At 61.4% G+C, this 21,206-nt stretch carries 19 protein-coding genes; 15 read left to right on the top strand and 4 right to left on the bottom strand.

What is annotated here, in order from left to right; translation table 11 throughout:
* Positions 1-90 precede the first annotated feature (90 nt).
* Entirely contained in the window at positions 91-699 is a 609-nt protein-coding gene (locus ACFWXH_RS28175; RefSeq protein WP_379124737.1) for a CGNR zinc finger domain-containing protein, read from the top strand.
* A gap of 22 nt (positions 700-721) precedes the next feature.
* Positions 722-1,228 carry a hypothetical protein gene (locus ACFWXH_RS28170; protein WP_379124770.1) on the top strand — a complete coding sequence of 169 codons (507 nt, stop codon included), beginning with the start codon at positions 722-724 and terminating at the stop codon, positions 1,226-1,228.
* A gap of 55 nt (positions 1,229-1,283) precedes the next feature.
* On the opposite strand, the gene ACFWXH_RS28165 is transcribed toward ACFWXH_RS28170, so the two are convergent.
* Positions 1,284-1,961 carry a GntR family transcriptional regulator gene (locus tag ACFWXH_RS28165; RefSeq protein ID WP_379124736.1) on the bottom strand — a complete coding sequence of 226 codons (678 nt, stop codon included), beginning with the start codon at positions 1,959-1,961 and terminating at the stop codon, positions 1,284-1,286.
* Positions 1,962-2,060: 99 nt separating this feature from the next.
* Here ACFWXH_RS28165 and ACFWXH_RS28160 point away from each other — a divergent pair, with 99 nt between their 5' ends.
* The 10 genes from ACFWXH_RS28160 to ACFWXH_RS28115 all read left to right on the top strand — a co-directional run bounded on the left by ACFWXH_RS28160 (position 2,061) and on the right by ACFWXH_RS28115 (position 14,645).
* Positions 2,061-3,257 carry an NAD(P)/FAD-dependent oxidoreductase gene (locus ACFWXH_RS28160; RefSeq protein ID WP_379124735.1) on the top strand — a complete coding sequence of 399 codons (1,197 nt, stop codon included), beginning with the start codon at positions 2,061-2,063 and terminating at the stop codon, positions 3,255-3,257.
* Positions 3,258-3,411: 154 nt separating this feature from the next.
* On the top strand, positions 3,412-6,882 hold the full coding sequence (locus ACFWXH_RS28155; RefSeq protein ID WP_379124734.1) for an indolepyruvate ferredoxin oxidoreductase family protein: 3,471 nt from the start codon (positions 3,412-3,414) through the stop codon (positions 6,880-6,882).
* A 145-nt stretch (positions 6,883-7,027) separates the two neighbouring features.
* Positions 7,028-9,367, top strand: a complete 2,340-nt coding sequence (locus tag ACFWXH_RS28150; RefSeq protein ID WP_379124733.1) for a putative bifunctional diguanylate cyclase/phosphodiesterase — start codon at positions 7,028-7,030, stop codon at positions 9,365-9,367.
* 95 nt (positions 9,368-9,462) lie between these two features.
* On the top strand, positions 9,463-10,290 hold the full coding sequence (locus ACFWXH_RS28145; RefSeq protein ID WP_379124732.1) for a hypothetical protein: 828 nt from the start codon (positions 9,463-9,465) through the stop codon (positions 10,288-10,290).
* A gap of 90 nt (positions 10,291-10,380) precedes the next feature.
* A complete protein-coding gene (locus ACFWXH_RS28140; protein ID WP_082407421.1) occupies positions 10,381-10,530 on the top strand; it encodes a DUF3096 domain-containing protein in 150 nt (49 codons plus the stop codon).
* 164 nt (positions 10,531-10,694) lie between these two features.
* Positions 10,695-10,919: an aa3-type cytochrome c oxidase subunit IV gene (locus tag ACFWXH_RS28135; RefSeq protein WP_379124731.1), complete on the top strand. Its 225-nt coding sequence runs from the start codon at positions 10,695-10,697 to the stop codon at positions 10,917-10,919.
* Between the two features lie 84 nt (positions 10,920-11,003).
* Entirely contained in the window at positions 11,004-12,269 is a 1,266-nt protein-coding gene (locus ACFWXH_RS28130; RefSeq protein ID WP_379124730.1) for a Re/Si-specific NAD(P)(+) transhydrogenase subunit alpha, read from the top strand.
* Positions 12,269-12,700, top strand: coding sequence for an NAD(P) transhydrogenase subunit alpha (locus ACFWXH_RS28125; protein ID WP_054311368.1), 432 nt, complete (start codon positions 12,269-12,271; stop codon positions 12,698-12,700). The genes ACFWXH_RS28130 and ACFWXH_RS28125 overlap by 1 nt, the downstream gene beginning before the upstream one ends.
* On the top strand, positions 12,700-13,248 hold the full coding sequence (locus ACFWXH_RS28120; protein ID WP_379124769.1) for a hypothetical protein: 549 nt from the start codon (positions 12,700-12,702) through the stop codon (positions 13,246-13,248). The genes ACFWXH_RS28125 and ACFWXH_RS28120 overlap by 1 nt, the downstream gene beginning before the upstream one ends.
* Positions 13,248-14,645, top strand: coding sequence for an NAD(P)(+) transhydrogenase (Re/Si-specific) subunit beta (locus ACFWXH_RS28115; protein ID WP_379124768.1), 1,398 nt, complete (start codon positions 13,248-13,250; stop codon positions 14,643-14,645). The genes ACFWXH_RS28120 and ACFWXH_RS28115 overlap by 1 nt, the downstream gene beginning before the upstream one ends.
* Before the next feature lie 89 nt (positions 14,646-14,734).
* On the opposite strand, the gene ACFWXH_RS28110 is transcribed toward ACFWXH_RS28115, so the two are convergent.
* The gene (locus tag ACFWXH_RS28110) at positions 14,735-15,913 is read right to left on the bottom strand and encodes an ABC transporter substrate-binding protein (protein ID WP_379124729.1); all 1,179 of its coding nucleotides are present in this window, start codon (positions 15,911-15,913) and stop codon (positions 14,735-14,737) included.
* A 210-nt stretch (positions 15,914-16,123) separates the two neighbouring features.
* Positions 16,124-17,050 (bottom strand): LysR family transcriptional regulator, encoded by a 927-nt coding sequence (locus ACFWXH_RS28105; RefSeq protein WP_379124728.1) that lies wholly within the window; start codon positions 17,048-17,050, stop codon positions 16,124-16,126.
* A gap of 217 nt (positions 17,051-17,267) precedes the next feature.
* Between ACFWXH_RS28105 and ACFWXH_RS28100 the strand changes: the two genes are divergently transcribed.
* From ACFWXH_RS28100 to ACFWXH_RS28090, 3 genes are read left to right on the top strand one after another with little or no spacing between them, the layout of a single operon-like run.
* Complete coding sequence (locus tag ACFWXH_RS28100) at positions 17,268-18,425, top strand: FAD-dependent oxidoreductase (protein WP_379124727.1); 1,158 nt, start codon at positions 17,268-17,270, stop codon at positions 18,423-18,425.
* Positions 18,426-18,479: 54 nt separating this feature from the next.
* Positions 18,480-19,268, top strand: coding sequence for an alpha/beta fold hydrolase (locus tag ACFWXH_RS28095; RefSeq protein ID WP_379124725.1), 789 nt, complete (start codon positions 18,480-18,482; stop codon positions 19,266-19,268).
* Positions 19,269-19,280: 12 nt separating this feature from the next.
* Positions 19,281-20,153 (top strand): alpha/beta hydrolase, encoded by an 873-nt coding sequence (locus ACFWXH_RS28090; RefSeq protein WP_379124724.1) that lies wholly within the window; start codon positions 19,281-19,283, stop codon positions 20,151-20,153.
* Positions 20,154-20,162: 9 nt separating this feature from the next.
* Here ACFWXH_RS28090 and ACFWXH_RS28085 read toward each other — a convergent pair whose 3' ends face one another.
* Positions 20,163-21,074, bottom strand: coding sequence for a LysR family transcriptional regulator (locus ACFWXH_RS28085; protein ID WP_379124723.1), 912 nt, complete (start codon positions 21,072-21,074; stop codon positions 20,163-20,165).
* Between the last annotated feature and the right edge of the window lie 132 nt (positions 21,075-21,206).

The raw sequence follows: 21,206 nt of genomic DNA, 5'->3' as shown, positions 1-21,206 counted from the left end.
AAGCCACCGGCCGCGGACCATCCGAGGCATCGCTAGGCTGCTCTTCTGATTCTAACTTGTCAAACCGATATTACTGGTTAGGTTGGTGGCATGACGGTTTCCTGGATCCAGCACCGCTTTGCGGGTGGCGCGCTCGCACTCGACACGGCCAACACGGTCGTGCTGCGCGGTGACCCATACCGCGGCTTCGATCGTTTCGAGGACAGGGCCGAGATCGCCCGTTTTGCGGAAGCTGCCGGTGCATTCAGGGCCGCTGAGCTGGGGGGGCGACGCCTGGAAGCGCGCGAACCGGAACGGATCGCGCCGGTGGTGCTGGAGATTCGCGAGGCGACCGACCGATTGTTCCGCGAGGCCGTCCTGGAAGGCTCCTTCGAAAGCAATCATTTGTCGGATTTCCTGGCGGCCTGCTCCAAAGGCACTGCCGGTGCCCGGGGCAAGATCGGAGGAGAAAAACGCCCGTTCGGTGACCCTGCGACGCCGCTCGCCTTCGAGGCGGCACTGGCTGTTTCCGCCTTGTCGTTGCTTGGCGGCGACACGATGCGCCGTTTGAGGATCTGTGCCAATTGCCGCTGGTTGTTCGTGGATCGCAGCCGCAATTCCAGCCGGCTTTGGTGCGACATGGCGGTGTGTGGAAATCGCCGTAAAGCCAGCCGTCACTATCACCGCCGCAAGGACACGCGGGAGGCCGATCGTGGCTAGAGAAATCGCAAGCAACGGCCGGATGTTCGCCTTGGGGGCAGGGCTGCTTGCCATGCTGGTCCTCGGCGCCTGCCGTCAGTCCGACGATGGCCAATACTTCGCGGTGTCAGGGCGTCTTTTCGAATTCAACTATCGGCTGGCACGCGCCACCTATGTCGTGACACTCAATCCATTGCGGCCGATGGAGGAAGGACAGGTGGCGGTTGCAACCTTCGAAAACCCCGCTGGCGGTGCCCCCTTTGTCGTGAAGCAGCCTGTCTGGCCGAAGATGCGGCACATAACCCTTACCAGCCCGGCACTGACATGTGTGGTGAAGGACAAACCCTATGCCGTCTCCATCAGGATCGAAGACCTCGGCGGTAAGCTGCTGCAGACATTGCAAACGACGCTGATCTCGACAGAGGACCAGAGCGTGCTGCCGGACCGACCTCTGGTGACCGGCCCCGTTTATGAGCTCAATCCGGAACTGGCCGGTCACCCGGACGGCCGGCTGCCGGGCGCAGAAAAACCCGCCTGTCCGAAAGCCTAGGGTCCAGCACTTTGATTTGACACATGCCCCCGATGCCGATTTTCGGGAGGACGCGCTAGCGGTCGCGCGATGTCATGTAGTCGAGCAGGGCCGCGCAGGCATCGCGGAAATGTCGGATCAGGTGGCCGACCGCCGCTGCCTCGTCGCCTTGCATGCACGAAAAGAGCATGGCGCGATGTTCGTCCTGCGACCGTTCGCGATAGTCGAGGTTGGACAGTACGATACGAACGTAACGGTCCGAGGCGGTATGCTGCGCTTCGATCAGGTCCAGCAAGCGCCGGTTGCCGCAATCGCGATAGAGCGCCAGGTGGAACTCGCGATTGAGTTGGCCCCAGCGGCCGACATCGGTTTCGCGATCGAGTTGCTCGATGACGCCGGCGGCCTGGCGCAGGCTGTCAGGATTCTGCTTTTGCATTGAAAGCCTTAACGCCTGAGCTTCGAGCAATTCACGCAGCGCATAAAGCTCAGTGATGTCAACCGCGTTCATTGCCGCCACCACCGCGCCGCGGGTCGGATGGATGGCAACAAGGCCTTCGGCTTCGAGGTACCGCAGCGCGTCGCGAACCGGCATCCGGCTGACGCCAAACTCCTTGGCCAGTTCGTCCTGTCTCAAAGCGGCGCCAGGCGCCAAAGTGCCGGTGGCGATGGCCTCGCGCAGGATCGCTGTAACGCCATCCGCCGCCGTTTGCGGCCTGACGCTCCTGCCTTCGCCGATCTTTCCCAGCCTATCCATGCAACCATCCCGGAATGTGAAGCCTGTCGTGCCGCAAAGCCTCTTGTTCGTCAAATCAGTTTTCGTATACGGTATACGAGAATACGAATGGAGGAGAGAATGACAAAACGAACGACGGAAGCGATCGTAATTGGTGGCGGCATCGCGGGCTGCACCCTGGCATATGAGCTGGCCATGCGAGGCATTGGCGTCACGGTGATCGAGCAGAGCCTCATCGCTGCGGAATCATCCGGGCGAAACACCGGAACGCTTCTCTCGGGACCGCAGCGCCCCGTGGTCGAGATGCTCGATCGGAGCGTGGAGGTCTATGCGGAACTTGCCGACGGCCCGGTTCCCTTCGAGTTCGGGCGGATCGGTCATCTGCTGATTTCGGAAGACGATGCCAGTCTCGAAGAAGCGCATGCGGTAGCAGGGCGTTACCGTGAGGCCGGTGTCGGTATGGAGAAGGTGAGCGGGGCTGAGCTGGCGCGCGATCATCCGCGGCTCGGCTTCAGGGTGGCCGGCGGCTATTTCGTCGAACGGGCGTGGACGCTGGAGCCGATGGGCGCCACGCACGCCTTCGCCCATGCGGCGCGTCTTTCGGGTGCTCGTTTCAGGACCGGCCTGCGGGTGGCGCAGATCGTCTCGCGCGGCGGCAAGGTGCAAGGGGTTCTGACGGATGACGGTATCCTGGCCGCCGACATGGTGTTCATCGCCAACGGTCTTTGGATGTCGGACATGCTGCGTCGGACGGTCGGAGACGGGCCACTGCCGGGGCTCCCGTTCACAGCAGGGCGCGGATGGCTGATCCAGCTCGGCAAACTGGATTTCGAGTTACCCTGGATCGTCGAAGAGTTGACCTGGCCCGATCAGGACGAACTGGGTCGCCTGTCGCTGGCAGGGTTGGCGGATGTGGCAGCCCAAAGCGACGACAGGCCAGGCGTGGAGGCGATCTGCCTCAATCCAATGGGTGGAGGCGACGCTCGCCTTGGCGCGTCTGTCCAGCCGGCTTTCCGAGACCTGTTGCGCAATACCGATATGCCCAGCCGCATAGCCGCCCGGGCGCTGCGGATGATCCCGGGGCTGGGTTCGCCTGCGGTGAAAAATGTCTATCCAGGCAACCGGCCGATGTTGTCGGACGGGTTGCCGGTGGCCGGGCGTACGTCGGTCGAGGGCCTCTATTTGCACGGCGGAATGGGTTCCATCGGCATGCATGCCGCGCCGGCAACCGCACGCTGGCTGGTGGATGCGGTGCTTTCCGGAGACGGCAACCCGCGTCAAAGCTGGCTCAGGCCGCAGCGTTTCGCGGGCTGGTGAAGTGGTGTCTCAGCGGATTGAAGGCGTCGTGGATGGACGCCGAAGTTGATGCTGATCCAACTGAATTGAATTGACGTCACCGGTCGAGGTGGAAAGACTGCGCCCCGATCCAGTCGCTGTAGCGAATCCGGACGGTTTCGCACGGGAAGGTACAATGACGCTGCACGACGTCTCGCTCGACGACAAATTCGATCTTTCCAAGGAACGTGTTTTCCTCTCGGGTGCCCAGGCCGTCGTGCGCATGCTTTTGATGCAGCGCGATCGCGATCGGCTGGCCGGCCTCAACACCGCGGGCTTTGTCTCCGGCTATCGCGGCTCTCCGCTCGGCGGGCTGGATCTGCAGCTGTGGCGGGCGAAAAACCAGCTTTCGCATGCCGACATCGTATTCCAGGCCGGCCTCAACGAAGAACTTGCCGCCACAGCCTGCTGGGGTTCGCAGCAGGCTGAACTGCTCGGCGAAGGCAAGTATGACGGGGTCTTTTCAGTCTGGTACGGCAAGGGGCCCGGCGTCGATCGTTCCGGCGACGTCTTCCGCCACGCCAACCTTGCGGGTTCGTCCAAACATGGCGGCGTGCTTGCCCTGATGGGCGACGACCACAACGCCGAATCGTCGACCAATGCGCATGCCACGGAGTTCGCCTTCGTGGATGCCATGATCCCGGTGCTCAATCCCGCCGGCGTGCAGGAACTGATCGACTACGGCCTGCTCGGCTTTGCCATGTCGCGTTTCGCCGGAACCTGGACGGCGATCAAATGCGTGAAGGACAACATCGAATCGACGGCATCGGTCGACGCATCGCCGGCGCGCCTGAACATTGTCCTGCCTGAATTCGATATGCCGCCGGGCGGTCTCAACATCCGCAACGAGCTCGACCAGCTCGGTCAGGAAGCGCGGCTGCATGAGGACAAGCGGGCGGCCATGGCAGCCTTCATCCGCTTGAACGGATTGAACCGGATCATCTACTCCGGTGGGCGAAAGGCAAAGCTGGGTATCGTCACCGTCGGTAAGAGCTATCTCGACGTGCGCCAGGCGCTTGAAGATATCGGCATTGACGAGGCGATGGCGAACCGAATCGGCATCCGCCTGTTCAAGGTGGGTTGTCCTTGGCCAATCGATCTCGAGCACATTGCCGATTTCGCGCGCGGGCTGGAAACGGTCGTGGTGGTCGAGGAAAAGCGCTCGCTGATCGAAGTTCAGCTGCGCGAGAACCTCTACGGCACCGCGAATCAACCAGTCATCGTCGGCAAGAAGGATGAGCGCGGCGATTGGCTGTTCCCCGCCAAGGGCGCGCTCGATCCGAACGAGATCGCCATCGCGCTGGGCGAGCGCATCCTCAAGACCATCGGCCCGTCGGAAGAAATCACCCAGCGTGTCTCGAAGCTGAAGCAGTTCCAGGCGATGCTGGCCGACACCAAGGATATCGGTTCGCGCACACCCTTCTTCTGTTCCGGCTGCCCGCACAATTCATCGACCAAGGTTCCAGAGGGCTCTATCGCAGCAGCGGGAATCGGCTGCCATTTCATGGCCTTGTGGATGGATCGTTCAACCATCGGCTTCACCGCCATGGGCGGCGAGGGTGCGCAATGGATTGGCCAGGCACCGTTTTCCAAACGCGACCATATCTTCCAGAATCTCGGCGACGGCACCTACAACCATTCAGGGACGCTGGCGCTTCGCTTCGCTCTGTCCGCCGGTACCAACATCACCTACAAGATCCTCTACAACGATGCGGTGGCGATGACCGGTGGCCAACCGCACGAAGGCGGGCTGACCGTCGACATGATCGCGCGCCAGGTTCGTGCGGAGGGTGTCGACCGGATCGCCGTCGTCACCGACGAACCGGACAAATATGCCGGACGTGCTGAATTCCCCACTGGTGTGACCATCGATCATCGGGACGATCTCGATCGCATCCAGCGCGAGTTGCGATCGGTGAAAGGCGTTTCGGTACTGCTCTATGACCAGACCTGCGCCGCCGAGAAGCGCCGCCGGCGCAAGCGCGGCACGTTTCCGGATCCAAACAAACGCGTCTTCATCAACGAACTGGTCTGCGAGGGTTGCGGTGATTGCGGCGTGCAGTCCAATTGCGTCTCGATCCAGCCGGTCGAGACCGAATTCGGCCGCAAGCGCAAGATCGATCAGTCGTCGTGCAACAAGGATTTTTCCTGCCTGAACGGCTTCTGCCCGTCCTTTGTCACAGTGCATGGCGCAAAGATCCGGAAGGCCGTCGGTATCGCCGGCAAGGCCGATCCTCTCGAAGGCGTGCCTTTGCCGTCGGCTTTTGCGCTGGGCAAGGATGGCTGGGCGGCCATCATCGATGGTGTCGGGGGTACGGGCGTCGTCACCGTCGGTGCGATCCTCGGCATGGCGGCGCATCTGGAAGGCAAGGGTTGCGGCATGATCGACATGGCCGGCCTTGCACAGAAGGGCGGCTCGGTGTTCACGCATGTGCGTGTCGCCAGCACACCGGACGATATCCACGCCATCCGCGTTTCGGCCGGCAAGGCCGATCTTATCCTGGGATGCGATCTGGTTGTCTCTGGCGCCAAGAAGGTGCTGGCGGCGGCGCGGGAAGGGCATACGATTTTCGTTGCCAACACAGCTGAGATCATGCCGGGTGAATTCGCACGTACGGCGGATTTCTCGCTTCCGACAGAGCGGCTGAAGAAGGCGATCCGCCGGGCCGCAGGTGAGGACAAGGCGCATTTCTTCGACGCGACCCGGACGGCGACGGCGCTGTTCGGCAATTCGCTTGGCGCCAACATGTTCATGCTGGGTTTCGCCTTTCAGCATGGCGGGTTGCCGTTGTCGGCCGAGGCGGTCGAAAAGGCGATCGACCTGAATGGCGAAGCGGTGGCGATGAATGTGGCTGCCTTCCGCTGGGGCCGGCGCGCGGCACACGATCCTGATTTCGTGCGCAGTCAGGTCGAGCGGCAGGGCAGGGCGACGCAACCGGTTGCCGAAACTCTGGATGAGGTCATCGCTCGACGCACGACATTCCTCACGGCTTACCAGAACGCTGCCTACGGCAAGCGTTATGCCGATCGCGTCGCCGCACTGCGGGCGCATGAAAACAGGATGGTTCCAGGCTCAACCGTCGTGACGGAAGCCGCAGCGCGCAATCTGTTCAAACTGATGGCGATCAAGGATGAGTACGAGGTCGCGCGGCTCTACACGGACGGTTCCTTCATGCGTTCGCTGTCCCAGCAGTTCGAGAGCCACGACAGGCTGGAATTTCATTTGGCGCCGCCGATCCTGGGCCGCCGCGATGCCGACGGGAGGCCGAGAAAGTCGAGCTTCGGTCCATGGATGATGAAGGGGTTTCGCATCCTGGCAGCGCTAAGAGGTGTGAGAGGGACTGCCTTGGATCTCTTCGGCTACACGATCGAGCGCCGTCGCGAACGGCGGTTGCTGAAGCAGTTCGAAGATGATCTCGACCTGATCGCCCGTTCACTCACACCCGGCAGGATCGAGGCCGCGGTGGCACTCGCTTCGGTGCCGTCGCTGGTGCGCGGTTATGGCCATGTCAGGCATGCCGCGATGGAGAAGACGGCGGGCGAACGGGCAAGGCTGATCGAGCGATTGACGGGCGCTGAAGAAGCCCGGTTGCAAGCCGCCGAATGAGATGTCACGATCCGAAAAATGATCCGCTGGATCAGAAGTGGAATAATGGCGTTTGCATGCCGACGACGACACAGCTAACTTTAGGTATTCTAAGCCTTTCTTAAGGCGGCTGTGGCAAGAGGTTGGCTGGTGCGGCGCCTAGGCCATGAATGTAGATCGACCCGACGACATCTCTGAAGACGTCTACGTTGGCTTCGTCCGTTCGCTTTTTCACGACGCCAGCCTGCTGATCGTTGGCGCCTTCACGCAAGGCGCGGTTGCTCTCCTTGTCTATCTAAAAACCGGCGCGCCGATCTATGTCGCGCTCGCGTTCTTGATGACTGCAGTCAGCCTCGGTCGCTATCTGGCTATTCGCCGGGTTGATCCGACCACGATCGAGACCTACCGCTCCGCGCTCGAATGGGAGCGTTACTATGTGATTGCGGGCACGGCGCATGGGCTTGCCATCGGATTGTTCGCTTTCGTCGCCGTTCATGTCGTGCCCGATATGTTCGGCGAGATCGCTGCCATCTCGATGGTGCTGGCGACCACCGTTACCATCGCCGGTCGCAACTTCGGTTCGATCAAGATGGTCGCTATCCTGACGCTCTCGATCGTTGCGCCGATCGCAATCGGCCTGATCATGAAGGGAGACTTCTACAACGTCGTTCTCGGCCTCTTCATCATTCCGTTCATGTTCGCCATCAGCAAGCTCGCTCGCGCGATGCGTGCTGTGCTCTTTACTGCGATAACCGAGGAAAAAAAGGCTACCCGCCTCTTTCAGCGTTTTGGTCGTGCACTCAATACGATGTCGCATGGCCTGGTCATGCTTGACCCCGCGGGCAAGGTGGTGGTTGCCAATGCCGAAGCGGCTCATCTCATGTCGCTCAAATCGGCGGATCAACTTCTTGGGCGTTCGATCCACTCTTTGCTGATGCGCGGCGTAGCGGGCGGCCTGCTGGCTGCAAAGGACTGCCGCTATGTCGAGGCCCAGCTGACCCGCGCGTTGCGCGAAGGGCGCGACAGGAAGGTGCTTGTCTCCCTGACCAACGGGCAACATTACGAATTCTCGGCGCGCGAAGGCTCGCAGGAACTCGGTGTCATTACCTTCGAGGACGTCACGCAACGCGTCGCTGCCGAAGAGCGCATCCGTTTCATGGCACGTTATGACAGCCTGACCGGGCTGATGAACCGGGCGTATTTTCACGAACTGGTCAGCGAGGCGATGTCGGGAGGAGATCGCAGCCGACAGTGCGGACTGGTCGTGATCGATCTCGACGATTTCAAGAGTATCAACGATACGCTCGGCCATCCGGTTGGTGATGGTTTGATCTATGCCGCTGCAGAACGACTATCGGTGTTTTCGGCGCCAGGCGTCATCATCAGCCGCTTTGGTGGTGACGAATTCATGTTGTATTTCGACCGGGTCGAGGATGAGAGCTGTCTGTCCGACCTGGTTGAACGCATCTTCGCCGGATTGCAGGGCGAAGTGGACGTGGCTGGGCATGCGCTGCGCGTCCAGGCGAGTGCCGGTTCTGTTCTCTCTCGTGTCGACAGCACCACAGTCGACGAAATGATCGTGAAGTCGGATCTTGCGCTCTACAAGGCGAAGGAACTCGGTAAAAACGGCTGGCGATTGTTCGAAGCCTCCATGGATGCCGCATTCCGCAACCGGCAGCTGATGAAGGCCGATCTGCGCTCAGCCGTCGAGGCCAACGCGCTACGCATCGTCTATCAGCCGATCGTTGCGATGGAGACGATGCGCATCGTCAGTTGCGAGGCGCTCTGCCGCTGGGATCATCCTGACCTGGGTCCGATTTCGCCGGCCATCTTTATTCCCCTGGCGGAAGAGATGGGCATCATTTCGCAAATCAGTGAGCTTGTGCTGACAGCCGCCTGCGCCGAATGCGCGAAATGGCCGGAGCAGATTTCGGTTTCGGTCAATCTTTCCGCCAAGGACTTTCGTGACAGCGATGTTGTCGAGCGGGTGCGGGTTGCAACCGAAGCTGCAAAGCTCGCGCCGAATCGCCTCGAGATCGAGGTGACCGAAACCGCGCTTCTCGACGACAAGGCACAGACGCGCGAACTGATCCAGGAAATCAAGAAGCTCGGCGTGCGTATCGCTCTCGACGATTTTGGCACCGGCTATTCGAGCTTGAGCTATCTGCACAAACTGCCGCTCGACAAGGTCAAGATAGACCGATCGTTCCTGATGGATGTGGCGCAGAGCCCACGTTCACTGGAGTTGTTGAAGGGCATCGTCAGCCTGTCGCGTTCGCTGGGATTGAGCGTGACCATCGAAGGTGTCGAAACCTTCGAGCAACTCAAGATCCTGTCGCAGCAGATCGAACCGGATCTCGTGCAGGGCTTCCTGTTCGGCTCCGCGTTGAGCGCCTCGGGCATCGAGACGATGTCGAGCACGATCTGGCCCTTTGTCGAGGTTGTCCCTCAGCCGCGCAAGCGGCCGAATGTGGATGCAGCGCGTTCAAAGGTGGGCGCGAACTGATATTTGGCCGACGTCACAGGCTGTTCAATCCGAGCCGAGGTGCGGCGTTAAGGTTAACAAACGGTAAATGGAATCGCGCGCATTTTGAACTTTACATGTTAGCGCTGTTGCATAGGCTCCCGACCGCGGTGGGTGTACGGGGTAGTGCTATGAGTACGCAGGACGAACCGGGCGGCGGCGCCGGTGGGTCAAAGGCTGTTGCCTTTAGCGGGACGAGCTTAAGCGAGAAGGTATTCGAGCTCCTCAGCAAGTCCGAATACCGGCGCTGCGACAAAGGCGAAGACCTAGAGGATATCTATCGCCTCAGATACAAAGCCTTCCGATCCAGCGATATGGTTTCGGACAACATCAGCCACACGATCAGCGATGAGCTGGATGAAGTGCCGAACGTCTATCGTTTCGGTGTCTACGTCGAGCAGCGCCTCGTCGGTACGATGCGCATCCATCACGTCACTCTTGAAACGCCGCTGTCTCCTTCGACCAAGGCGTTTGGAGATATTATCTACCCCATGCTTGAAGCGGGCGACACGTTCGTCTGCATGAGTCGTTTCGCCTCGGATCCAGATTGGACCCGCGTCTATCCGCAGCTTGCCTATGTGACTTTGCGCCTGGCAGGAATGGCCTGCTTTTATTTCCAGGCCCCTTACGGCCTTTCGACCGTGCGCGAAGACCATGCCGGCTTCTACAGGCGCGTCTACTATTCCGAACAGATCAGCGAACTGCGCTCCTACCCCGGCATTCAACGGCGTGTGGTGTTGTTTCGCACCGACGCTTACGCCAATCGAGATCGCTACTATGCGCGGTTTCCGTTCTTTCGTTCGACCGCGGCCGAACGGCGTATGCTCTTTGCACCACCTGAGCCCGGCGAACTCGCGCCACTGACGATCCTGCCGACAGCGAAGTACTTCCGCGAAGCCGCCTGAGATTTATGCCCTGAGATTTATGCACTATCCGCCTTACCGCCGACACGAAGGCTCTTGATCTTGAATGCTGCGATAGATGGGAGGCAGACCATGACCATTTCCGCCATAACGCTGACACCACTGATCTCACTGATTGCAGGCGTGTTGATCCTCATCATGCCCAGGCTGTTGAACTACATCATCGCGATCTACCTGATCGTCGCAGGACTGCTCGGGCTCTTTCCGAACCTGGCCGGCTGAGCCGCTTCCGGTTAGTCCATGCAACGCGAATTCACGGCACGGATCGCCGCTCGCCTTCAACTTTATCTTGACGCTGTTCTCGCTCACCATGCGGCAACAGCGCCATTGCCCTCGGCGGCGCTTTTCGCTATGTGCGCTTTAGACGTTTCCGGAGGGGAATACTGATGGCTGATCACGCGCCGACTGGTCCTGTCGAACTGGGTGCCCAGATGGACTATGCAGAGCACGAGCGAACCTACGCAGGCTTCGTCGCGCTCGCCAAATATGGATCGCTCTTCTGCGCCGCGCTGCTCATCGCCATGGCCTTCGGTTTTTTTGCCGGCGGGTTCTTCTCGGGAACGATCCTGTTCGTGATCATCCTGGCGGTCGGCGGTTTCATTCTCCGATAAGATCTTCCCATTCTGCATGGGACGGCACCGGCCGTTCGGCCGGTGTTCGCAAAAGAACAGAGTTCCAGCCGAAAGGATCATGCGGTGGGACAAGTCGTATTCATACCTCGCGAGATTGATGCGAACGAGGGGCGCGTGGCCGCGTCTCCTGACACGGTGAAACGCATAGCCGGTCTGGGCTTCGAGGTTGTCGTCGAAGCCGGAGCCGGCGTCGCCTCCCGCATTCCCGATGCCGATTTCGCCAAGGCCGGAGCCGCGATCGGAAAGGCGGCGGACATCTCCAAGGCCGATGTCGTGCTGAAGGTTCGTCGTCCAACCGAAGCTGAACTGAAAAACTACAAAAAGGGCGCGGCTGTCCTCGCCATCATGGACCCCTACGGCAACGATGCCGGGGTCGCCGCCCTAGGCAAGGCGGGCGTGACGTCCTTTGCGATGGAGTTCATGCCGCGCATCACGCGTGCGCAGGTGATGGACGTTTTGTCGTCGCAGGCGAACCTCGCCGGTTATCAGGCCGTGATCGACGCTGCAGGCGAATATGACCGCGCGCTGCCGATGATGATGACCGCCGCCGGCACGGTGCCGGCAGCCAAGGTCTTCATCATGGGTGTGGGTGTTGCCGGCCTGCAGGCCATCGCGACGGCGCGTCGCCTCGGCGCGGTGGTCACCGCCACCGACGTGCGTCCCGCCGTGAAGGAACAGGTCCAGTCTCTGGGCGCCAAGTTCATTGCCGTCGAGGATGACGAGTTCAAGCAGGCCGAGACGGCCGGCGGCTATGCCAAGGAAATGTCCAAGGAATACCAAGCGAAGCAGGCGGCCCTGACCGCCGAGCACATCGCCAAGCAGGATATCGTCATCACCACGGCTCTGATCCCCGGCCGTCCCGCTCCTCGGCTGGTCTCGGCCGAAATGGTCGCGTCCATGCGCCCGGGCTCGGTCCTGATCGATCTTGCGGTGGAGCGTGGCGGCAACGTCGCTGGCGCTGAAGCGGGCAAAACCGTCACCACCGAAAACGGCGTCAAGATTGTCGGCCATCTCAATGTGCCGGGTCGTGTCGCGGCATCGGCGTCCCTGCTTTATGCCAAGAACCTGTTCGCTTTCCTGGAGACGCTGGTCAGCAAGGACACCAAGGCGCTCACCATCAATCGTGAAGACGAACTGGTGAAGGCGACGCTTCTGACCGATGGCGGCAAGGTCGTCCATCCCAACTTTGCCGACAAGCCGGCGACGATGATCGCTTCGGCTGAACCGGCCGCCAAACCGGCCAAGCCGGCTGTCAAGAAATCCGACGCCGCTAAGAAACCAGCCGCAGCTAAAAAGCCCACTGCGACCAAGTCGAAGGGGACTGCCTGATGGAAGCCTTGCAGAAAGCACTCGATCAACTTGACCAGGCCAGCGCGGCCGTTCGCCTTGCGCTGCAGGAGGCCGCCAATCAACCTGGCGTGGCTGACGCAGCCGGTGGTGCGGCGCATGCGCTTTCCGGTGGCGCGATTGACCCGTTCGTATTCCGCTTCGCCATCTTCGTGCTGGCGATCTTCGTCGGCTACTACGTGGTCTGGTCGGTGACGCCGGCCCTGCACACGCCGCTGATGGCCGTCACCAACGCGATTTCCTCGGTGATCGTGGTCGGCGCGCTGCTGGCCGTTGGCGTTTCGGCTGCCGGCGCGGCGACGGGCTTCGGCTTCATTGCGCTGGTGCTGGTCTCGGTCAACATCTTCGGCGGCTTCCTTGTCACCCAGCGCATGCTGGCGATGTACAAGAAGAAGGACAGCGCGGGCCGGTGATGAAGCTCGTCAAGCTTTTCCTCGCCGCAGCATTTCTGTCGATCGTTGCCAGCCACGCGGTGGCCCGGCAGGCGACCGAGGCCGAGAGCAAGGCGCTGGTTCAAGCCGTGACGGATTTCGACGCTGCCATGCGCGGCAACGACTATGCCACGGTCGTCAAGACCATCCCGCCGCGTGTGCTCGAGCATATGGCCAAGTCATCCGGCATGACGGTCGATGCGTTGCGCGGGATCGTCATCGAGCAGATGCAGGCGGCGCTGGCCACTGTGAAAATCGAATCCTTCGCCATGGATGTGTCGAAGGTGGAATACAAGGAATTGCCGAACGGCGAGCCTTACGCCCTGATCCCGACCGAGGTCGTGATGGACGCGGGTGGCGCCGACAAGATCCTGGCGAAGTCCCAGACGCTGGCGCTGCTCGACAGCGGCGCCTGGTACCTGCTGCGTATCAACGAAGACCAGCAGGTGACGGTCATGCGCCAGGTTTACCCTGAATTCGCCGAGGTGGAATTTCCAGCCGGCTCGATGGAGGCGTTGAAGAAGCCATGATGTCCGTCAATCTCGCCTCTTTCCTGTATCTCGTCTCGGGTATCCTCTTCATTCTGGCGCTGCGAGGCCTGTCGCATCCGACCACAAGCCGGCAGGGCAATCTTTACGGCATGATCGGCATGGCGATCGCAATCGTCACCACGCTGTTGCTGGCCAAGCCCTCCTTCGGCGGCTTTGCGCTGATCGTGGTCGGACTGGCCATTGGCGGTGGCGTTGGCGCCTACACGGCCCGCCGCATCGCCATGACCTCGATGCCGCAATTGGTGGCGGCCTTCCACTCACTCGTCGGCATGGCGGCCGTGATGGTGGCGGCAGCCGCCATGTACGCGCCGGCTTCCTTCGGCATCGGCGAAGTGGGCGCGATCCACGGCCAGGCGCTGGTGGAAATGAGCCTGGGCGTGGCGATCGGCGCCATCACCTTCACCGGTTCGGTGATCGCCTTCCTGAAGCTGGATGGACGCATGTCCGGCAAGCCGATCATGCTGCCGGGGCGCCATCTCATCAACATCGTGCTTGGCGCAGCACTGGTCGTGCTGATCATCCTGCTCGTCACCACCCAGAGTTATGCCGTCTTCTGGCTGATCGTTCTCGCCTCGCTGGCGCTGGGCGTCCTGCTCATCGTCCCGATCGGCGGCGCCGACATGCCGGTGGTGGTGTCGATGCTCAATTCCTATTCGGGCTGGGCTGCTGCCGCCCTCGGCTTCACCCTCGGCAATCTCGCACTGATCATCACCGGCGCACTGGTCGGTTCGTCGGGCGCGATCCTGTCCTACATCATGTGCAAGGGCATGAACCGTTCCTTCATCTCGGTCATCCTCGGCGGCTTCGGCGGCGAGACGGCCGCGGCGGCGGATGACGGCATCCAGCGCACGGTGAAGACCGGTGCCGCCGACGACGCAGCCTACCTGATGATGAACGCGCAGAAGGTCATCATCGTGCCGGGCTACGGCATGGCGGTTGCCCAGGCGCAGCATGCATTGCGCGAAATGGCCGACAAGCTGAAGGCGAATGGCGTCGAGGTAAAGTATGCCATCCATCCGGTTGCCGGCCGCATGCCCGGTCACATGAACGTGCTGCTCGCGGAAGCCAACGTGCCTTACGACGAGGTGTTCGAACTGGAGGACATCAACTCCGAGTTCGCGCAGGCCGACGTCGCCTATGTCATCGGCGCCAATGACGTCACCAACCCGTCCGCGCGCGACGACAAGTCCTCACCGATCTTCGGCATGCCGATCCTCGACGTCGACAAGGCGCGCACCTGCCTGTTCGTCAAGCGTTCGCTTGGCTCGGGCTATGCCGGCATCGACAACACGCTGTTCTACAAGGACGGCACGATGATGCTGCTCGGCGACGCCAAGAAGATGACCGAGGAAATCGTCAAGGCGATGGATCACTGACGGTTCATCAGGCTCTCTAAAAGGAAAAGCCCGGCTTATGCCGGGCTTTTCTTTTGGTTCGTCAGAACTGGTCGGACCGACGCGCCTTACTATTCGGCGGGCATCTTGCAGTCGGCGGCGTAGCTGTCGCTGTGCGCTGTCAGCACCTTGCTGTCGGTCTTCAGGACCATCTTGCCGTCGGCGCCTTTCTCGGCCTTCAACGAATACCAATCCTGGATCGGATGCTGGTTAGGGCCGAATTTGAAGGAGCCACGCACGGAAGGGATCTCCGCACTAAGCAAGCCCTTGCGCAGGGCTTCGACGTCGCTGGCGCCGGCAGGATCCTTCTCGAGACCGGCGCCGATCAGCAGGGCCGCGTCATAGCCCTGGGCCGCGTAATAGGTGATCGGACGATCGCCGTATTTTGTACGCCAGGCGGCGACGAAAGCCTTGTTGATGGGATTGTCGAAGTCGTCGTTCCAATGGCTGGTCACCTTGACGCCAGCGGCGGCATCACCGACGGCCTGAACGATGACCTGGTCGAGCGAAGCCGGATGCACCACCATCGGGATTTCCTTGAGCAGGCCGGATTGCTGATATTGGCGCATGAATGCGATGCCGAGCCCGCCCGGCTCGAATTCGTAGACAACGTCCGGCTTCGCGGCGCGGATCTGCGCCATCTCGCTGGCAAAATCGGTCTGGTCGAGGCTGGTGTAGGTTTCGCCCACGACCTCGCCTTTGTAGAAGCGCTTGAAGGCGCCCATGGTTTCTTTGCCGGCCTGGTAGTTCGGCGCGATCAGGAATGCCTTCTTGTAGCCGAGCGACTGGGCGAGGGCGCCGGCGCTTTCGCCCTGGCTGTCGTCCTGCCAGGAGCTGACGAAATAGTTCGGGTGACAATCCTTGCCGGCGAACGTCGCGGATGCCGTATTGGCGCTGACATAAAGCGCGTCGTTGTCGAGGATCTCGGGAACTGCGGCGAAGGCGACGTTGGCGAAGACCATGCCGGTGAAGACCTTGATGCCCTGTTCGGAAAGCATCTTGTCGGCGATCTGCCGGGCGTTGCCGGGCTTCAGACTGTCGTCCTCGACCACCAGTTCCACCGGCGCGCCGCCGAGCTGGCCCTTGTTCTGGTCGATCGCCAGCTGGAAGCCGTCGCGGATGTCTTGGCCCAGATAACCTGCCGGTCCTGAAAGCGTGGTGATCATGCCGATCTTGAGCGGATCGGCGGCATGAGCCGTACCCGCCAGCAGCGCCAAGGTGGCGGCCGCCAATATTCCCTTGCAAGACATAGAAGTCCCTCCCGTTTGTTCTCTCAAATGCAGGGATGGCTTCCGCGATCCCGGGTCGCGGTTGTGCGCCTTGCCCTTGCGTGTAGTCGTCCCGCCGTTACCGGCAGGTCGTCTGCACGGCCCAGCTTGGGCCAATCGGTCTTGCGGTAAATGGAAAACTCATCTCCCAGTTATGAAAGCTGGGAATAGCCAGGATTTCGTGGCTGAGGGTTAGGCCGTCAGATCGACAGCCGTTCTCCTGAGCGTTTCCGCAAGCAGTTCGGCAGCGGGGGAGAGCCTTGCGTTGGTGCGGGTCGTGATCCCGATCGGTATGGCGGTTGCGCGCAAGGTGACAGGCAGGATGGTGATCGCGCCGGCGGCCGCTTCCCTGCGGGCGACCTGGGCCGGAAAGACGCCAAGATAATCGGCGTCGACGAGCAGGGCGCGGTTGGTAAGCAGGGAGACGGAGTCGACCGCGTGGACCGGCGGTTCCAGACCTTCTTCACGAAAAGCAATGTCGATCTGCCGTCTCAGGCTGGTTTCCTGGGGCGGCAGGATCCACTCCCAGCCGACAAGGTCGGCAAGGCCCAGATCGTTGCGGTCGGCCAAGGGATGGCCACGGCGCGCGACGACGCAGGCGATGTCGTCCATCAAGACTTCCTGCACGACGTTGAGCCTGTCGCGGAGCTCCGACAGCCGCCCGACCACCATGTCCAGTTCACCGGCACGCAGCGCCGGGATCAGCACATCGTTGGTGCCTTCGACGATCTTCACCACCAGCTTCGGGCGATCCTTGCGCAGGCGGGCGATGGCCGTCGGCAAAAGCTCCGCGGCCGCCGACAAAAGCGTGCCGATGGCGACGCGCCCGCCGGTGCCGTCGCGCAGGTCGGCGAGATGCTCTTCGGCATGCGCAAGCTGGGTGATGACCAGGCGGGCATGTTCGGCAAGCGTTTCTCCGAACATGGTCGGGACAACGCCGCGGTTGTTGCGGTCGAACAGGCGGGCCTTGGTCAGGGCTTCCACTTCCTGAAGCGCCTTGGTGACGGCAGACTGCGTCATGTTAAGCCGTTTCGCAGCACGCACCAGATTGCCCTCCTCGACGATGGCCACGACCATTCTCAAATGGCGGATGGTGAGGCGGCTGGTGACGAGTTTCATGAGCGCATTGCCGGTTCGTTGGCTGGTTCGCCTCTGATATTCCAAAGTGTCATAGAAAATTCCACAGAATTCATTTGTGTGAATTGCCGATCACTGGAAATTTGTCATGAACCGGCCGGGCGCAAGCTTTCGCCGATGGGGAGATATTGGCGCGACCGCTTGCGGCGGGGCCAGGTCAAGAACAGGTGCGATCAGCACCGGTGGGAGGAAATCCGGGATGATGCAGCGAACAGGCGCCGGGCGCCGTGCCGAGATCGCAGGCGCGGGAATTGGCGGGCTGACCGCAGCAGCGGCGCTGGCGCAGCGTGGTTGGTCGGTGACCGTGCACGAACGCGCCCCGAACCTGCGTACCTTTGGCGCCGGCATCTATATCTGGAGCAACGGGCTGCGCGTGCTCAAGGCGATCGGCGCCTATGAAGAGGCGACTGTCGGCGCGCATATCGGTCCGCAGTTCCATACGCGGGACCAAAACGACACGACGATGGAGGAAATCCCCATCAACGGGCCGAGCGATGCTCGGCTTATCACCATCCTGCGCGAACAGCTGATCAACACGCTGGTCGACACCTGCCGTAAAGCCGGTGTCGAGATCCTGACCGGGTCGGCAGCCATTGGTGCCACGCCGGAAGGCGAATTGCTGCTCGAGGGCGGAGGTCGGCGCAAGGCCGATCTGGTCGTCGGCGCCGATGGCATCAATTCAAACGTGCGGGATTCGCTCGATCTGATGATGTACCGCAAGCATCTCGGCTATGGTGCGATCCGGATGCTGATCCCGCGTGACGACAACGATGTCCCGCCTGAGGACCGCGACCGCTATATCGAATATTTCACCGGTTCGCGCCGCATTCTCTATACGCCGGCCAGTGCCTCCGAACTCTATGTCGCCTTGTGCTGTGCTGCCGATGACGCGGAAGCTCTCAAGGTGCCGGCTGATCGCAAATTGTGGACGCTGTCCTTCCCGCATCTCGCCAAGCTGGTTTCACGCTTCGGCGATGCCGGCCGCTGGGATGCCTTCGAGGTCGTGAAACTCAAGCAATGGAGCAAGGGACGGGTCGCGATCCTGGGCGACGCCGCCCATGCGATGCCGCCTTACCTCGGGCAGGGTGGTGGCTGCGCGCTGATGAACGGTCTGGCGCTCGCGGCAGCCGTGACCGACGCCCCTGACGTCGCGGCGGCCCTCGCAGAATGGGAGGAGCGCGAACGTCCGCTGACCGAGCACACCCAGGACACGGCCGAAAGGCTGGGCGACATGAATTTCTGGCCCGACGACATCCGCTCACAGGTTCTGAAGATCACCGGCAAATCCGCCGAGATCGGCGCGGTGCGCATGAAAACTGCGCGCCATATCCCGACGGCTACCGAAACCCTCGCCTGATCGCTTTCATCGAAGGGGCCTTGCCCTTCGTCTCGCATTTTCGGAGTTCCTTGCATGCAGTCCATTCAGATCGGAGCCAACACGCTGTCCTATGACGAAGCAGGAGAGGGGGATGTTCTCCTGCTGCTGTCGGGCTGGTGCCAGGACCATCGTCTGTTCAAGACCCTGGCGCCGGAACTCGCGCGCAGCCATCGCGTCATCAGGCTCGACTGGCGCGGCCACGGCCTGCATCGCGACCATGATGGCGATTTCGTCACCGACGACCAGGCTTCCGATGTCATCGCCTTTCTCGACCGGATGGAGGTCGAGAAAGTGGTGCTGGTTTCGACCTCGCATGGCGGCTGGGCGAATATGGAAGTGACCGATCGGTTCGGTAGCGCGCGCGTGCCGCGCTCCGTCGTCATCGACTGGATCCAGACCACGCCCAACGAAGCCTTCTTCTCGATGATCGATCACATCCAGGACCGCACCAACTGGGAGAATGGCCGCGGCGATTTCTTCAACTACTGGATCGGCGACACCGACAACCAGGACATCATCGACCATGTTAACGAAGAGATGGCCAAATACAGCTTCGAGATGTGGGCCCGCTCCGGCCGCGAGATCGGAAGGGCCTATCGCAAATGGGGCAATCCGATGCAGCGCATGGCGGTCATGGCGGAACACCGGCCGATCACGCATATCTATTCGCAACCGTTCGAGCCGGAATATGCGCAGGCGCAACTCGATTTCGCCGCCGGACATGGCTGGTACAAGCCGAACAAGTTGCCCGGCCGCACCCACTTCCCAACGCTCGAGCAGCCCAAGGTGGTTGCCGAGACCATTCGGGCTTTTGTTGGCTAGGAGCTGCCTCGCATGACCGGACTAGCCGCCGAGGCCGATTGGCCGCGTGAGACCCTGGATCGCGACTACAGTGCCCGTGCTTCGGTTTCGTCCGAGGTGTTCGAGGCGGAGATGCGGAACTATCGAAGCCGATCGGAGGCGGTGAAAGACATCGCCTCGCATCCGGACGTCGTCTACGATGCCGAAAGCGGTCAAACCTTCGATATCTACGGAACCGGCAAGGAGCCGCGACCGGTTTTCGTGTTCATCCATGGCGGGTATTGGCGGATGCTTTCAAAGCACGATTCCGCCTTCATGGCTGCGATGCTGGCAAGACACGGCATCGCCACGGCCGTGGTGGACTACAGGCTGGCACCCGAGGTGGATCTGGCCGAGATCGTGCGAGAGGTTCGCGCTGCCATCAACTTCCTGTGGCACAGCGGGTCCCGCTTCGGCATCGATCCCAACCGTATCTTCGTCGGCGGCAGTTCCGCCGGCGGCCATCTGACCGGTGCGGTGCTGTCCGGCGGCTGGCACGGCGCGTTCGACGTGCCGGAGGATGTCATCAAGGGAGCCATGCCGATCAGCGGCCTGTTCCATCTGGCGCCGATTTCGAAGTCTTTCGTGCAGGATTGGATCAAGCTCGACGATCAGTCGGTCATGCAGTTGAGCCCCGCCGAGAACCTGCCGCGCGTCGGCTGCCCCATCGTGACGGCCTATGCGGCGGGCGAGCCTGACGGGTTCAAACGCCAGTCGGTGGAATATCACCGGCTGTGGCGGGAAGCGGGTTTTCCTTCCACGCTGATGGAAATCGACAACCGCAACCATTTTGATGTGGTTCTTGATTTGGAGGACAGCCAAGCAATGCTCTCCAAGGCGTTGCTGCGCCTGATCAATGGCGATTGATAGCTTTGTTCAATTGTGTTCGCGTGGAATGAGGCGCTGTGCATAGCGCCTGACGACCGCGACGAACGCCTGTGTGGCCGGCGAGACGGATCGCCCGGTGGCGTGGATCATGGCGACCTCACGCGCGATGTTGGGATCGACAAGCGGCTTGCCGACCACCTTGCGGTGGCGCGCCGCCGCCAAGGCATAGGCCGGCAGCACGGCCACCCCCAACCCTGCTTCGACGAGTGCCAAGGCAGTCGTCACCTGGCTGACCTCGAAGGCGGGTTTCAACGGAATCTCGCTTGTTTCGAAGCCGACTTCAACCAGTAGGCGAATGCCACTGTCACGCGTCAAGGTGATCAGCGGCTGATCCGCAAGATCGCGCCATCTGGCGGTGGCGGCATTCGCAAAGGGCGATCGGTCATCGCAGAACAGCATCAGACTGTCGCGTACCAAGGCGACACGCTCGATGCCTTCCTCGGCGGGTGAGAAGGTTCCGAGCCCGCAGTCGGCCTTGCCGCTGCGCACGGCTTCGACGATCTGTTCGGTGCCAACATCGGCAAGCTGCACGGCGATACTCGGATAGCTCTGCTGGAATTCGGCGATCGCCTGCGGCAGCACGACGGAAGCCAGGAGAGGCGGCGCTGCGATGCGCAAGCGCCCGCGTCTTCGCTCCGCCAGCATGTGAACGCCCTCCACAGCATGTTCCAGCTCTTCCATCACCTTCGTCGTGGAATTCTGGAACTCGCGGCCGGCATCGGTCAGCTCGACGCGGCGGGTGGTGCGATCGAACAGGCGCACCGACAACTCGTCCTCAAGATCGCGGATTGCCTGCGAGAGCGCCGGCTGCGCGGTACCCAGGCGTTTCGAAGCGCGCGAGAAATTGCCGAGTTCAGCGACCGCCAGGAACTGCTGGATCTGCTTGATGGTGATCTTCATGCGGAGACGTTTTTGATGCTGGTGACCACGCCTGTCGGTAGAAATCCATTCATATGGAAATCAGTATTAATTTATCAGATAAATCCATCTTGTCGATATATCGAAATCCATTGATCTTGGCGTTGAGGACGT

Origin of the sequence: Mesorhizobium sp. NPDC059054 (assembly GCF_042739215.1) — a bacterium.
Taxonomy (GTDB): Bacteria; Pseudomonadota; Alphaproteobacteria; order Rhizobiales; family Rhizobiaceae; genus Mesorhizobium.
This window is presented reverse-complemented; position numbering and strand designations above follow the sequence as displayed.